This is a genomic window from Armatimonadota bacterium (genome assembly GCA_017303935.1).
GTDB lineage: Bacteria > Armatimonadota > Fimbriimonadia > Fimbriimonadales > Fimbriimonadaceae > JAFLBD01.
In genome coordinates this window covers 187,360-202,639 of the sequence record JAFLBD010000001.1, presented here as the reverse complement: position 1 = coordinate 202,639, position 15,280 = coordinate 187,360, and the positions used below count along the sequence as shown (strand labels likewise).

Annotated in this window: 10 protein-coding genes; 6 read left to right on the top strand and 4 right to left on the bottom strand. The window is 53.2% G+C overall.

Going from position 1 to position 15,280, the window contains the following annotated elements; genetic code table 11:
* The first annotated feature begins 30 nt into the window (after positions 1-30).
* Complete coding sequence (locus J0L72_00925; protein ID MBN8689332.1) at positions 31-1,767, top strand: hypothetical protein; 1,737 nt, start codon at positions 31-33, stop codon at positions 1,765-1,767.
* A gap of 59 nt (positions 1,768-1,826) precedes the next feature.
* The gene (locus J0L72_00920) at positions 1,827-3,425 is read left to right on the top strand and encodes a hypothetical protein (GenBank protein ID MBN8689331.1); all 1,599 of its coding nucleotides are present in this window, start codon (positions 1,827-1,829) and stop codon (positions 3,423-3,425) included.
* On the opposite strand, the gene era is transcribed toward J0L72_00920, so the two are convergent.
* The 3 genes from era to J0L72_00905 are packed head-to-tail and all read right to left on the bottom strand — an operon-like array spanning position 3,422 to position 8,274.
* Positions 3,422-4,360: a GTPase Era gene (era, locus tag J0L72_00915; protein MBN8689330.1), complete on the bottom strand. Its 939-nt coding sequence runs from the start codon at positions 4,358-4,360 to the stop codon at positions 3,422-3,424. The genes J0L72_00920 and era overlap by 4 nt on opposite strands.
* A complete protein-coding gene (locus J0L72_00910; protein ID MBN8689329.1) occupies positions 4,338-7,589 on the bottom strand; it encodes a hypothetical protein in 3,252 nt (1,083 codons plus the stop codon). The genes era and J0L72_00910 overlap by 23 nt, the downstream gene beginning before the upstream one ends.
* Positions 7,579-8,274 carry an HAD family hydrolase gene (locus J0L72_00905; protein ID MBN8689328.1) on the bottom strand — a complete coding sequence of 232 codons (696 nt, stop codon included), beginning with the start codon at positions 8,272-8,274 and terminating at the stop codon, positions 7,579-7,581. The genes J0L72_00910 and J0L72_00905 overlap by 11 nt, the downstream gene beginning before the upstream one ends.
* On the opposite strand from J0L72_00905, the gene J0L72_00900 reads away from it, so the two are divergent.
* The 4 genes from J0L72_00900 to glgP all read left to right on the top strand — a co-directional run bounded on the left by J0L72_00900 (position 8,273) and on the right by glgP (position 13,623).
* Positions 8,273-10,117, top strand: a complete 1,845-nt coding sequence (locus tag J0L72_00900; protein ID MBN8689327.1) for a flagellar hook-length control protein FliK — start codon at positions 8,273-8,275, stop codon at positions 10,115-10,117. The genes J0L72_00905 and J0L72_00900 overlap by 2 nt on opposite strands.
* 18 nt (positions 10,118-10,135) lie before the next feature.
* A complete protein-coding gene (locus tag J0L72_00895) occupies positions 10,136-10,567 on the top strand; it encodes a hypothetical protein (GenBank protein MBN8689326.1) in 432 nt (143 codons plus the stop codon).
* A gap of 5 nt (positions 10,568-10,572) precedes the next feature.
* On the top strand, positions 10,573-10,947 hold the full coding sequence (locus tag J0L72_00890) for a hypothetical protein (GenBank protein MBN8689325.1): 375 nt from the start codon (positions 10,573-10,575) through the stop codon (positions 10,945-10,947).
* 114 nt (positions 10,948-11,061) lie between these two features.
* Positions 11,062-13,623, top strand: a complete 2,562-nt coding sequence (gene glgP / locus J0L72_00885) for an alpha-glucan family phosphorylase (GenBank protein ID MBN8689324.1) — start codon at positions 11,062-11,064, stop codon at positions 13,621-13,623.
* On the opposite strand, the gene J0L72_00880 is transcribed toward glgP, so the two are convergent.
* Positions 13,620-15,209 carry an NFACT family protein gene (locus J0L72_00880; GenBank protein MBN8689323.1) on the bottom strand — a complete coding sequence of 530 codons (1,590 nt, stop codon included), beginning with the start codon at positions 15,207-15,209 and terminating at the stop codon, positions 13,620-13,622. The two genes, glgP and J0L72_00880, sit on opposite strands and share 4 nt — an antisense overlap.
* Positions 15,210-15,280: the final 71 nt, after the last annotated feature.

Genomic DNA, 15,280 nt, shown 5'->3' with positions numbered 1-15,280 from the left:
AGAGATGGTGGGGCGTCATAATTGCCCTTAGTGTCTGTTGCAAAGGAATTAGCGCAAAAAGCAGTCTTGTTGATGGAGTCAGATCGCCGAGCAGATGCGATTCAAGCCATCGTTCGAGCTGCAATCCAATTTCCAAAGGATTTTTGGGTTCAGTACGTTGCAGGGGTCATCCATCTCCAATCTGGAAAAGCAGTCGACGCCGAAGTTTATTTCTCCCGCGCATTGAAGCTCGACCCAACTTTCCTGACCGCGAAATCGGGCCTTGGCGCCTCCTTGGTCGCGCAGAAGAAATATAAGGAAGGGCTGGTGATTGCCAATGAAATCTGCAAAGACGATCCAAATGCGATGGATGCCTTTGACCTGGCCATGAACTGCCACGTTCACCTCGGCGACTATGAAAGTGCTGCTATTGCTGGACAACGCGCTCATGAACTGGCACCGACCAATGAGCAAGTGACCCAAAATTTCTATGCGACATTGCGCGATTTCGACCCAAAGCGCGGCGCTGAATTTTTGCAGAAGATTCTTGCCGGCAGCCCCAGCCGATTACTCTTGAGATCGCTTGCACCGGACACCCTCTATCCCGACGATTTGCCGGAATCTGAGATTGCAAAGATTCATAACGAAGTCGCGGAGTTGCAAAAGGGACTCGCCATTGGTTATCGCCCTTCGGTCAAACAGCCCAGCGGTAAGTTGCGACTAGGGTTTCTCTCCGCAGATTTTCGCGCCCATTCAGTTAGCTTCTTCCTTCTGCCGCTTTTGAAGAACATTGACCAGTCCAAGTTCTCGCTGTTCGGCTATAGCCTCAACGTTCACGTTGATTCGTTTACTAAACAATATCGAAGCCTGATGACCTTTCGACCGCATTCCGTCAGTTCAACGGGAGCTTTGTACGATCTCATCATAGGTGACGAAATCGACGTCTTGATTGACCTAGCTGGGTTGACCGGTGGCGGTCGCCCCGACGTCATCACGACCCGGCCCGCCCCGGTGATTATCTCGATGATCGGCTACGCGTCGAGTGTTGGCTCTCCATGCATCGACTACAGAATCGTCGATTCGATCACTGATCCTTCAGATTCGGAAGATTGGGGGCCAGAGCAGCGCTACCGGATGGATCCGTGCTTCTTGACCTACGACCCGATTTATCCGCTGCCGAACATTGTTCGTCGCCAATCGGGCTCACGTCTGACCTTCGGATCTTTGAACAACGACGTCAAAATCACTTCCACAACGGTGCGCCACTGGAGCGCGATGTTGCAAGCTTTCCCAGAATCAGAACTCCTCCTGAAGAGCCTCCGTTCAGGGGCACCAGTCGTCCAGAATCGTCTGAAAGCAGAATTCGATAAATATGGCCTTGGGGACCGAATCCGGTTCTTGCCATATGCCAAAAGTCCAGACGCCCACATCCAGACCTACAACCAAATCGACATTGCGCTCGACACATTCCCGTACAACGGAACCACGACCACGATGGAATCCCTGATGATGGGAGTGCCCGTGGTGTCCGTTTCTGGAACCGTTCATCGCAGCCGAGTGACCCAAAGCCTTCTCGCCGCTATCGGCCATCCAGAATGGGCCGTCGACACCAGCGAAGAACTTGTGGAAGTTGTCCGCAAAATGGTGGACGATCTCGAGGGATTACGAGCGTCGAGGCAATCATTGCGTAAGCAAGTTCAGGATTCCGTCATCTTCGATCACGCCGGATACGCCCGTCGATTTGAGGCGATGATCGAGGACATTGTGAGCAAACGTTGGACCCAATAGCCGAGTTTCAGCAAGCGCTCGCTGCTGCGAAGCAAGGGCGATTCGAGGAAGCCAAGTCCATGGCAGTAGCACTCTCGGCGCGCCATCAGGACTTGGCCGCTATTCAGGCGCATTGCGGCATGCTCTTCAATAGCCTCCAGCAACCTAGTGAAGCCGCGGACTGCTTGACGCGTGCATATGAGTTAGTGCCAAATGATCACGGAATTCAGTTTGCACTCCTTAAGGTGCTCGTGAACCTCCGCCGATTTGCTGAAGCGCTCACGATTTCCTCTGGGTTGATCGCGATTGATCCGACAAATATTGAACTTCTGGATCGCCATGTGATCTGCCTCGCAAATCAAAATTTCCTTTCGGAAGCCATATCTTTCAGCAAACGACGATTATTGATCAGTCGAAACGAGGCTGTGATTTTGAACCATTACGGTCTTTTGCGACGTGATGATGTTTGCCTCGCACACGACTTTCTCGCTGAATATTCCGCTGAATTTCCAACATTAAATATCAAGAGAAATTTGGCCGAGTCGGCACTCTATTGCGACCATTTGCCGGAAACGCAGGTTGTCCAACACCATAATCAGTCAGCACTCGCGTTCAAAAAGCAGTTTCCCCGAATCTCACTTAACTCCAGAAATTCTAGGAAAATAGGTGTCGGATTTATCAGCGGCGATTTTCGAGAACACGCGGTCGACTATTTTTGCCGCTATTTAATCGAAAATTTGAGGCGTTCGGGATTCGAAGTTTTCGTCTACTCCACAACAGATCGACCTGATTCGGTGACCGAACAATACGCCAAGCTTCTGAACTATCGAGACTTCTCACCGAGTACAGATTTTTCGAAGAATCTCGAAATCATAAAGAGGGACAATTTAGACCTACTCATTGATCTAGGAGGAATGTCAAATTCCAGCCGGCCAGACTACGTAGCCTGTCATCCTGCCAGAAAAGTCATCAGTGCCATCGGTTACCCAATGGCATCTCCGCTCGCGGATCAGCTCGGCGACGCCTACGCAGACGATGGGAACAACGAAGTTCTTCTGTTAGATCGACCGTTTCTATGCTACGACTACGGTGCACCGTTGCCCCCTCTGCCACAAGATGACCGAACTGGGATACTCACTTTCGGCTCTTTCAACGCCAGCGAAAAGCTCACAGACACCACCTTCAAGCTTTGGGCACAAGCCTTGGAAGATGTCGGAGAGTGCAAGCTGATTCTGAAGCTCAACTACTCACCAGGACCGAGGATTTTGCGTCACATCCATGAGAGTTTTGGTTCCAATATCACAGTGGAGATCTTGACTTCTGTGGCATCACACGCCGATCATCTCCGAAGGATTGCGGCGGTCGATGTGGCTCTGGATTCATTTCCGTATACAGGTACCACTACGACGATTGAGTGCCTTCTAATGGGAACTCCGGTGGTTAGCCTAGCTGGAACCAACCACCGGTCACGGGTCTCAGGAAGCATCCTCACCGCGACAGGGCACGGCGATTGGATCGCCAATGATCCAAAGGAATTCGCCCATATTGTCCAGCGGCTTGTTCAATCTCGTCCTTCCCGCCCTGAAGTCCGGGATTCTCTCATGAATAGCCCGTTGATGGATACCAAAGACTACGCAGTAAAGTTCGGAAAACTAATTAAACAGCTCGTAGACGCTTAGGAACCTTCGGTGTACTCCAATTCATGGAGCATTCGTGGATTTTGTCGCCAATCAGTGCGGACCTTGACAAACAGCTCAAGAAAAACATTCTTCCCTACGATGTCTGCTATCTCCAACCGAGCTTCGGTCCCAATCCTCTTGAGCATTTCCCCTCGCTTGCCGATCAAGATCGCCTTTTGACCATCTTTTTCGACGATAATGCTCATCGCGATTCGAACCAGATTGCGCTCTTCTTCCCAGTCGTCAACGATCGTTGCAACAGCGTGTGGAATTTCCTGGCGCGTCAGCCGCAAGACCTTCTCGCGAACCAATTCTGCGGCAAGACGCCGGACAGGCTGGTCAGTGATTTCGTCTTCTGGATATAGCATCGGCCCGGCCGGGAAATGCTCCAAGATCATCTCAATCAGCTTATTAACGTTCTGATTTTTGGTGACGCTGGTCATCATCAAATTTTCAGTACCGAAGAGCTTAGTGAATGATTCATAGCGATCTTCGACGTCAATCGCGCGCAAAACATCCATCTTGTTCAAGCAGAGAATGACGTTCGGCTTAGCCTTTCCATCGGCATCAATCCAATGCGTTTGCTTCAGCATTGTAGCGATCGCCTCGTCCTCTTTGTCGACTTTCTTGCTGGCATCGACCATGATCACCAACGCGTCGGCACCTTCGATCGAAGACTGTGCGGTCTCATTCAAGATTTTGCCGAGCTGAGTGTGGGGCTTGTGAATTCCTGGAGTGTCCACCAGTACGATTTGGTATTCGTCAGTGGTTGCCACGCCAATAATCCGGTGCCGAGTGGTTTGTGCCTTATCGCTGACAATGCTCACTTTCTGACCGACCAATAGGTTGGTCAGCGAGCTCTTGCCCGTATTTGGCTTCCCGACAAGAGCGACGATCCCGCTCTTGAACGGCTTAGTTGCGCTTTCGGAAGACAACGTTCATCTCCTTAACGTCGAAGTCACGCGATGTCCCGCCCTTACTTTCATTCGGTCGGCGATTCTTGCGCCTTCGCTGATGTCGTCGATCGTTGCGCCGGTCGCTCGAACTGCCGCTCCCATCCTCATCAGCGAGTTGATAATCCACGTTGATCGACGATGGCTTTACGACGAGCACATCTGCCAGCTCCTCATTCCAGCTATCCTCGACCCAGCTATCCATTCGCATGATAGGAACATCAAAATGGATTTCATCCAAGTTGATCGTGTTCTCCGGTTTCTCGGGCAGTTCTTCGATCTTCAGGAGTGAATCGGGCGCAGTTGAAAGAATTGCTTCGATTTCGCTCTTGATGCCAACTAGGAAGAGGTGTGTGCTTCCGTCTGTCGCGACAAACTTGTGTTGACTGGCTTCCGTCGCGCACCACTCAGAGCGCTGAAGGTTGTAGACAGACGCCTTGTCGGGCACAGCAAGGGTTCTCGGTCCAGCACCGCGACAGTGAACGGTCACAAACGGTGCCCTTACATGCACCACGTCTTCAACGTAATTCCAAACATGCGCGCCAGCCATCTGACCAAGCGCACGGAAAAGCGCAGGAGTCACCACCGGCTCACCCAGGAAGACTGAAGTCCAAGATTGACCTGGCTCTTCGCCTTGGAAGTCACGCACAACGTAACTCGGGAGGCCGGTTGAAGTGTATTCGCCAAGCACAACGGAATCTTCTGGAATCGCGAAATAGCTTGGTTCAAGTTCACCGCCAAAGTTCAAGTTCCGCTCGGGTAGCGCTTCGCAAAGTGGATGTTTGCGATGGACAATGCTCGTTCCACTCTTGCAAGCGAACGGCTGTCGCTTCAGAGCAATTCCAGTGACTTCTCGCACGCGCTCAAGCGCATCACGTCCACCATCAAACAGCCCGGCAGCATACATCCAGAACAGCACCTTGCCATCGCGCTGCAATCGCGATTTGATCGCGCTTCGAACTTCTGGCCGAATATCCCACGCGTTCAGGAACACGTACAACTTCGCTTCTGGGAAGTGCTCGCGGTGGGCAAGATCGCTCAGGAGATAGAAACCAACCGAGAGCCCGCTGCGAAGAATCGACTCGCGAACGTTTTGCACCAATAAGCTGAATGCGCGCTCATCCACCAAATAGCTCAGCGATCGCTCGTCGATGAACACCGCGACCTCAGGATCGGCTGGTGGCGCAGCCATTCGAGTAACCAGCGAACGAAGAACATCCTTTCCGCGCTCCCAAATTCCGTGGGTCTTCAGCCAGCCATTGCCCCAAAGATCCATCCAACAAACGCCGCTGCTGTGAGCAAGCGCCGACCCGGCTCCGCGCCAATGGACGGTTTCCAAAGCCTGCGGCGTCTTCATCACCGGGTTAAAGTCGTCAGGTTCAAACTTCCCGCTGATTGGAGTCTTAAAGTCTTCTTCGCTGACATACAATTTGCCGTTGAGCGCGAAGCTGTCTACTGGACCAGGGAATGGTGATGATCCACCTGGCTCACGATTTTTGTAGCTTGGCGGCCCAGCGATAAAGTCCACTTCTGGGTTTCGCAGCAGCTTGCCCAAGCTGAGGTGTCCGTTGGCTGGGTGGCTCCATTCGAACGAATAGCCATAGCTGACGCCTACCAGGAAGTAACCATCAGATGCTTTCTTGGCAGCGTGGGCCAATCTACCGATTCGCTCCACCGTGCTGTCGCTCAAGAACAGGTGATAGTCCACCCCCCGCTGTGACTTGCGCCCGGTTCGTACGAACTCTTCGCCCGCACGAGTTTTATCTAAATATGCCGGAACAGAAACCGTGTCGAACTGGACTTGACCATCGAACCAGCTTGCGCACAATGCGACGCTATCGTTTCGGTAGCGAAGTCGAACCCATTTCCGGAACGCTTCCTGTGCGGCCGGGCTCTGATCGTAGCCCCAACCACTAGCAAAGAACCATTCGCCTCGCTCGAGGTGGACCCCCATCACGTTCTTACCGGTGTCCAATTGCTGGGTCTTTTGCACAAAGTCTACAAGACAGGCTTCCGCATCCATCCAGAATTCGTCGTCGCTGATGCTTGGCTCAGGAACGCCCCCATTTTCGGCGACATAGCGACCCTGCTTGTATTTCTGCTCCCAATTCGAAGCAGCGGTAAACACCACTCGGAAGATCAACTGTGCTTGAGGATCAACCGCTGTGATTTGCTTGGTTAAGTAGCCAGCGAGCTTAACGGCGTCATCAGCTCGGTGGTTGTCATTGACTTCCAGCTCGACAAACAAGATGAACACGTGAACGCCAACCTCGCTGGCCATCTTCACTTGCTCAAGGATGTTTTCGAGTTTGTGTTCGTCGCCAACGCTTCCAAAGAAGAATAATGGCGGGAAGACGCGTCCGTCACGCACGAGCGTCGGAACACCATCGCGTACCGTCACTTGCGGAGCATCTGCCGGAACTCGCACGATCTCGCGAGTCTCGACTTTGACTGGCTCCGGCTCAGCTACGACGACGGGCTCTGGGGCAGTTTGCTCGCGTTGGATCGCAGCTTCGCGCTTTTCGCCGCGTCGAGATTGTCGGACTTTTCGGACTGGTGCTTCGGTTGGTTCCTCTGCGGGAGCAGCGCTCGAATCCTCGGCGGCTTGAGTCGGCTTGGCCTGCTTAGGACCGCGCTTGGTCACCGGCATCATGTTTGGTCCGACCGTGCGGAAAAGCGGCCTCGGCAATGGTTCGCCGTCGAGGGAGGTGAGGTTGCTGACGAATGGGGCCGTTGGCACCTTCGCTACCGCCTCTTCGGGCTTCGATTCCGTACGTTTTGATTGGCGGCCGGCTGGCTTCTGAGGCTGCTCCGCGACGACTTCTGGCTTCTTTTCGGACTGTTTTGCCTTCCCAAACAGCGGCACCTTTGCGTTCTTAGCGGGTGCGGTTTGCTTTGGCTGGTCCTCGGCTCGAGCAACTTGCTTCTCCGGAGTTGTCTTTCTTGGGCGGAAGAACGGCACCGGAAACTCAGCAGAAGTGCTGCTTACTTCAGGAACAGTTAGGGATTCCGAAGCATCCTTTCGAGGTCGTCCGCGACCACGCTTGGGCATGTTCGCTTCTGATTCAGCGACCGGCTTTCGTGGTCGTCCGCGACCACGCTTTGGAGCATTTTCGGCTTCCGGATCGACTGGTTTTCGAGGTCGTCCACGACCTCGCTTCGATTCTGTCGGTACGCTAATTGGCGCGTCGTCCGAGTTCTTATTTCGCATGTTTTTCTGTCAATAAATTGTTCTTGACCCAAGCTCGAAACTCCTCGGGAGAATCGATCAAAAAGTCGGGGCTTGCGGCAACGAGATCCTCTCGCTGAGCACTGCCATATGTCACGGCAACGGATTGAATTCCAGCACTTTTGGCGCAATGGATATCGTGCGTTGCATCACCAATAAAAACTGTTTCGCTTGGATGCAAATTCAACAACTCACAAGCCAAGAGCGCAGGTTCTGGATCAGGCTTTGGCCTGCTCACTTCCGTCGCGCTAACGGTTACTTTCGACTTTCTTAAAACTGGAACTTTCGTTATCATCCAGTCGAGCTCCTCTCGATTTCGACTGGTCACAAGCGCGGTCGGGAATCGATCGCAGACCGCCTCATAGGCTTCTGTCACTTCGCTCCACAGCCGAATCTTGTCCGAATGGACGATGTAGCGGTCCATTGTGTACCGCTCCCGCTCGTCTAGATTTGGAGATCGCATCTCGTCCATGCCATACAGGTTCATCTGAACGCGGAGCGGAATCCCAATCAAACGGCGGAGTTCGTCGTCCGAAAACTGCTTTTGAATCAAGTGAGAGTACGCATCACGCAAACCGTGAATGATCATCTCCACCGTATTCACAAGGGTGCCATCTACATCAAAGAGCACCGCCTTGATTGGTGCTCGTAGTGAGCTGGCTTCCATGCAAGTCAAATTATGGCAGGTCAAGCTCGCTCAGAGGAACCCTGATTCAAAAATCGTCCTAAAGAGCTTCTTGAGTGTTGCCGATATTTCTACCAGGACAACCAAAAGGATGGAGAACATTACGCTCAACATCCTGGGAAGTCGGGCCGCGACGCCGCTGGAAGCACCTGAACCAAAACTTCAGGCAGATTCAAAATTTGAGTCTGAGTTGAATCAAGCGCTAGACGCAAGCCCGCCAACCGGGAAACAATCGAATATTGAGGAGCAGGAAGCAAGCTCAAATCAGCCGAAGTCTGTGAGCACCAAGCAGGACCCGCTTCTCCAAGAAGAAACCATTGCAGCAAATTTTGCGGTGGCTCTCATTCCGTTTGCCGCGGTCACTCCGACTCCGTCGTTGAGTTCAGTGCCCGTGATCGGCAAGGTTCTCACTACCGAAACTGGACCAGCACCGATTGCAAGCCTGCAATCCAGTTCCGCTGCCATGCCGGTCGTTGCTTTCGATTCGAGTTCCAAGACAACTCCTTCGGTTACACCGAATACTGCGACAGGGTTTTTAACTGAAGTCAACACGACCCCAGTTGTAGCTACCGGTAAATTCGTTCCTGAAACGGGCACCAACTCAATCGAAGTTGCACCTCAAGCTACGTCTCAACCCCAGGTCTCATCGACTTCGAAGCCGATAGAGCCGTTGATGATGGTGCGCGGGCTCGAAAAATCTGTCACTCCCCAGGTGCTCGATCCGGAAATGGTCCAAACCCTTAATCCAGTGAGTATCACTGGTACAACTGGCGCGGCAGCAACTCCGGCTACCGTCGTCCAACCAACGACTCAGACTCCAATTCCGGCTCCACCCACGACTCCGATCCAAAGTAATGTGACGCCAATTGAAGTCGACGCGACAAAGCCAGAAGTCATCAGTTTGGAACCGTCCAAAGTAGCGGTGACACAAACTACAGCTGGTCAAGTCCCCGCTCCAGCATCCGAAGTGATTGTCGCGATGACGCCAAACGCTGATCAGGGCGAGGTCCAGGATACTCCGGCTCCAACACAAGCAGAGTCAGCGAAGAAGTTAGAGGTCGCTGCACCAGTGGTTCAACAAGCAATCGCCGAAGAAAGACAGGTGAAATCTAACCAGCTTGGACAAGATTCCGAAGAATCTCTGCAAGCACCGATCGCCGACGAGTCCGCCAACGAACCCGCTGTAAAACCAACAGCTACAGAGCCAAAGGCAGTCATTGAATCGAGCAAAGGTGCTCCTCCAACTCAATTTGCAGACCTGGAAGCGGATCAGGATGAATTGAAAATTGAAAATTCAGATTCGACGGACACGTTGCTGGTCTCGCCTCGAAGCGAATTGAACTCTCAAAAGCTCGACCCAGCCATCAAGGTGGAATCGAAGCCAGTCGAAGCTGACGCGCTGCTCAAACAAGCGGTGATCAAGCAGACGATTGACCGAATCGAAGACATGGCAATTCACAAGCCATTGAGCCAAATGACCATTCGGCTCAACCCGGACAACCTCGGCGAAATTAGCGTGACCATCAAGACGATGGGCGCGAAGTCGGACGCGGAAATCTCGGTGACCAACGACAAGGTCATGGTCGCGATGCAAGAGTCAAAGCAGCAGCTTTCCAACACGATCGAGCAAAAGGGACTGAACCTCAACTCCTTAACTCTTCAATTTGGCGGAAACGAGAGCGGACGTGGTCAACAAAACACCACCGAAGACTTTCAACGACTTAACCGAATGGCGAATCTCCGAAGCGATGATTCGGCACAAGAACCAACCAATTCGAACCACATCAACAACCAAACTCCAGGAAGTTTGAATCTAGTCATCTAAATCAACAAGGAAACGAAAATGGCAGCAATCTCATCATCCTCAAGTATCTCAGCTGAACAATACTTTGGCGTCACACCCGCTAAAGAAAAGACGAAGCTGAACATGGAGACGTTTATGCGACTCCTCTCAGTCCAGCTCGCAAACCAAAACCCGCTTGAACCGATGAACGACCGAGACTTCTTCGCACAGATGGCTCAGCTCGGACAGGTGCAAGGTAGCGACAAGACCAACGACAAACTCGAAGTCATCCAAGCAACCAGCTTGATCGGCAAGAAGGTCACGGCACTGCGACCCAATGCGAACGCACTTGCCGATAATCAAGGCATGTACGCTACGGGTCAGGTTGTCAAGATGATCGTCAAGAATGGCGAACAATTGTTGACAATCAAAGAAGCCAATGGCGGCACCGTAGACGTCACCTTTGATAGCATCCAAGAAATCGCTCAATAACGCTCGTGAGTAACCCGATTCAAAACAATCGCATCGCGGACCTGTTGCAATCTCAACAGGTTGCGCCGCAGCAGAAAACCGCCGTCAACCCGGCGGATCGGTCGGCGTTTACTGAGCTCCTTGAAAATAGACTCAAAGTGAGCAGCCATGCTCAAACAAGGCTGCAAAGCCGAGATATTCAACTCGATCAAAACGCGTGGGAACGTGTGCTGGGTGGCGTCGATAAAGCCGCTCAAAAAGGGGCAAAGGAGTCCCTGGTTTTGATTGACGACATCGCCCTCGTGGTGAGCGTCAAAAACCGCACCGTGATCACAGCCGTCGATCGGGCCAACCTGAAGGAGAACGTCTTCACCAACATCGACAGCGCAGTCGTGGTCTGATAGTCTTCGCCAATTCTTGCCCCGTGATGCCAACGTTTCCTGGCCAGCGGGGCAATTGCATTCATTGTCCCGACAGAATTCGGGTCATCCCGTCAATAATAACAGTATTCACCCATGCGAACTTTGAAATATGCGCACTCGTTTGAAGTCGTTTCTGATCTGCCGGACCACCTGCACGATCTAGAAGCGCTCGCCATGAACTTCCGTTGGACATGGAACCTTGAGGCCCAGGAGGTATTCGAGGAAGTCGATCCAACCCTCTGGGAAAAGGTCGAACACAACCCACTCCTGCTGATGCGAAGGCTCTCACCAGAGCGTCAAAAAATGCTCACCAAGGACAACCTTTTCCTGAGCAAACTCAAGCTCGCCAAGGAAGATTTGGACGCTTACATGGGTGCATCCACTTGGTTCGACGCGCAGTATCCGGGCGAACGTGATCGAGCAAAAATCGCGTATTTCTGCGCTGAATTCGGGCTGAACGAGTGCCTCCCAATCTATAGTGGTGGCCTCGGGCTCCTCGCAGGAGACCATCTCAAAGCAGCTAGCGATCTCGGAATCCCACTGGTGGGTGTTGGTCTGCTCTATTCAAAGGGTTACTTCCGGCAGTTCTTGGGTGAGGACGGCTGGCAACAAGAGAAATATCCGGCGTACGATTTTTACAACTATCCGATCACTCTCGTTCGTGGCGCAGACGAACAGCCACTTCGAGTGGTCGTCGAGTTTCCAGACCGAAACGTCACCGTGCAAGTCTGGAAAGCGCAAGTTGGCCGCATCGAGCTCTACCTTCTAGACTCGAACATCTTGGCGAATCATCAAATCGACCAAGGGATCACGGACAACCTGTATGGTGGGGACGAGCATATGCGTATCCGCCAAGAGATCGTACTTGGAATCGGTGGATTGCGGGCTCTGGAAGCACTCGGAATCAAGCCTTCGGTCTGCCACATGAACGAAGGTCACGCCGCTTTCTTGACCATCGAACGACTCAAGCAGTTCATGGAGGAGCACAATTGCGACCTCAAAGTAGCGCGACAAGTGACCGTCAGCGGCAACGTTTTCACGACGCACACCCCTGTTCCAGCAGGCTTCGACGTATTCCGCCCCGAGCTGCTGAACCAGTACATGTCGAAGAAGATCTCGCAAGTCGGGCTCGCCTTCGACGATTTCTTGGACTACGGCAAGATGAATCCGGAGAATCCAAGCGATCCGTTCAACATGGCTATCCTGGCGATGACCGGAGCAAACTACGTCAACGGCGTCAGCAAGCTCCACGCAGAAGTCAGTCAGGCGATGTTTGCCGATCGGTGGGATGACTACACGGTCAATGAAGTTCCGATTGAGGCGATCACCAACGGAGTCCATACCGCGACCTGGCTGGGTGAGCGCATGGCTCAACTGCTGGACCGTCATCTCGGACAATCTTGGCGCGATGATCCAAGCGATCCGGCCGTTTGGGAGAAGGCCTCGAAGCTGCCCGCGGAAGAACTGTGGGAATTGCGCGAAGACGCCCGCGGCGACTTTGTACGATTTGCACGCAAACGAACCGTGAAGTCCTTGCAGAATCGAAACGCCGGACGCCAGGAAATTCAGCAAGCAAACACGTTGCTAGACCCACGAATCCTCACGATTGGATTTGCACGTCGGTTCGCGACATACAAGCGCGCGTTCTTGCTTTTCAGCGACAAGGAGAGACTCAAAGCGATTCTCAACCACGCCGATCGACCGGTTCAGTTTGTGTTTGCGGGCAAGAGCCATCCAAAAGATGATGGCGGTAAGAAGCTCATCCAAGACATCACAAATTTCATCAAGCATGAAGGGGCTGGCCACCGGATGCTCTTCCTCGAGGATTACGATATCGAAGTGGCAAGGCACTTGGTTCAAGGCGTTGACGTGTGGCTCAATAATCCTCGTCGACCGATGGAAGCCAGTGGCACCAGCGGCATGAAGGTAATCCCGAATGGAGGTCTTAACTGCTCGATCCTCGACGGATGGTGGGCCGAAGGATACGCCTCGAACGTCGGCTGGGCGATCGGCGATGGAACCGAAGATCCCGATCAAGGCCGCCAAGATTGGCTGGAAAGTCGGGCTCTATACCAATTGATCGAGCAAGAAATTGCGCCACTGTTCTACACGAGAAGCGAGGACGGAGTACCGATCGGTTGGATCAACATGATCCGCGAATCCATGCGCACTTTGGCGCCACGATTCTCAACCGCGCGGATGGTCCGCGAGTACACCACTCGGTTCTACATGCCTTCGAACTCGGCCTATTGGAGCCTGCAAGAAGGCGGTTTGCAACGAGCAAAAGATGCTCTCGCCTGGCGAAAGCGGGTCCGATCGGCATGGCCAGGAGTCAAGTTCGTTTCTGTCACCGATAATGGCCATGCGAAGGTTGGCGTCGGGAGCTCGCTCTCGATCACTGCGACCGTCGATTTGGGCACCTTGACCGCGGAAGACGTCGAAGTCCAAGCAATGGTGGGGCAGATCGGGGCCAATCGCCAGATCGTCGATCCTACGATCGTGCCGCTCCAATCGAAGGGCAATGGAGCGTTCGAAGCCGAAATCCAATGTCCCGACCCGGGCCATTTGGGATATGTCTGTCGAATCGTTCCGAAGAATCCAGATGTGAAAGTCAGCACCGAATTGCCGCTCATCTGCTGGCAGAATTCGGACTAGTTTCTCGCATCGACATGAATGGTTTTCTCGTGGGTATAGGTCACCATGCCCGCGGGAGAACCTTTTTGGCGTCTGACGTATCGCTTTAGCGTGTAATCCACCGGCACGTAGCTGCTGTGCTTCATCGGGCTGTTCTTCACGGCGATAATCGCCGCCGCCTGTATCACTTCCATCGGCACCTTGTCCGGTGACCCCTTCGACTGAATCACAACGTGCGCCGATACATTGCCCCGCACGTGTAGCCACCAATCATTGCTCTTGGCAACTCGGAGGGTCAAGTAGTCGTTGGCGGTGGCATTCTCGCCATACAACAGCTTGTAGCCTTGCCGCGTCATCTGCTCGCGGATTTTGTGCCCCTCATACGGCCGATCTTCCTTTTCCTTCGGTAGTGGCGCAGCATTCAACCAGCGATGCACTGCGGCGAACTCTTCGGCCTTGTCTAACTCTTGGTCCGAGTCGTAGTGATCGAGGTTGTTTCGGAGGGCTCGTAGTTCTGAAAGTTCGGCTTCGAATCCAGCAATGGTCTCCAGAACTTGCTCTTGCCTGGCTTTCGCACGCTTCGCCTTCCCAAAAATTCTGTTGGCATTTTCTTGAACCGACTCCTCCGGATCGAATGGAATCTTCACCAGATTGCCGGAGTAATCGAACACTTCGATCTGCCCATCATTGACTTCAGCCGAGTACCCGTAAGCTAGGATGAGCTCGCCGAGCTGCTGGAACTCTGCCGCTCGATCGGATTCATTAGCCGCGAGTCGCAGGTCATTGAGGGCAGTCTCACGGGCTAGAATCACCCGGTCAAGCTGGTTGGCAAGCCTCGCTCGATGCGAATCCGAGACCGCTCCCGATTCTAGTGCAGAAAAGTGCGCATCAGCTCCTAATCCGAAATTCTTGATGGACACTTCCCCTTCAATCAGTGCTGCCACGGAAACGGGATAGACCCCAACATCGGCTACAGAAACGGGCTTGAGTTCATGGTGCGCGAACACTGCTTTCACGCTGCCCAACGACGACTCATCTTCAACCAGTAGGTCTGTGAGGAATGGCGAAAATAGTTTCTGATTGATAGCATCGGAAACCGTTAGATTGGAAGGCAGTTTGGGTCGAACGCCCACCGGCGGCACAGAATACGGCTGGTTCGGCAAGATCGGACGCTTCGATTTGGTCTTCCCCAACCACTTCGCAGCCGCGACGACGCGCCCCGACTCGTCCACCAACATGAGATTCGAGTGCTTGCCCATGATCTCCAAGATCAATCGGGATCGGCCCTCAGCCCCTTCGAATTCAAGCTCAACAATCCTGTCCGAGCCCATCTGCTTCACGCCCTTAAGCTCGGTGCCGAGGATTCTTCGCCTGAAATCGGTCGCCAATTGGGCAGAGTCGATCTTCGTGCCTGGCCGATTGGCGACGTGAATCCTTGCGTAATCCGCATGCCAGCTGATCACCACCCATTCGACCCTCCCAGCATAGAACTCGAATCCAAATGAGTGCGGCGTGGGCATGATGATTTTCTGCAATCGACCACCAACCAGCGGAGCGATTTCGCTCACGCTTGCGGCCACGCACAAGGAATCAAATGGAATCTTCAACGTCCTATTTTGGCGTCGAATTCACAAACATTTGGGACCTTCGGCAACTTATCGAACCGAGTAAAGTTGCT

Excerpts from the sequence above, each read along its gene's own strand:
- J0L72_00920 (MBN8689331.1), top strand. The coding sequence starts at position 1,827 with ATGGCAGTAGCACTCTCGGCGCGCCATCAGGACTTGGCCGCTATTCAG.
- J0L72_00910 (MBN8689329.1), bottom strand. The coding sequence starts at position 7,589 with ATGCGAAATAAGAACTCGGACGACGCGCCAATTAGCGTACCGACAGAA.
- J0L72_00900 (MBN8689327.1), top strand. The coding sequence starts at position 8,273 with ATGCAAGTCAAATTATGGCAGGTCAAGCTCGCTCAGAGGAACCCTGAT.
- J0L72_00905 (MBN8689328.1), bottom strand. The coding sequence starts at position 8,274 with ATGGAAGCCAGCTCACTACGAGCACCAATCAAGGCGGTGCTCTTTGAT.
- J0L72_00895 (MBN8689326.1), top strand. The coding sequence starts at position 10,136 with ATGGCAGCAATCTCATCATCCTCAAGTATCTCAGCTGAACAATACTTT.
- glgP (MBN8689324.1), top strand. The coding sequence starts at position 11,062 with ATGCGAACTTTGAAATATGCGCACTCGTTTGAAGTCGTTTCTGATCTG.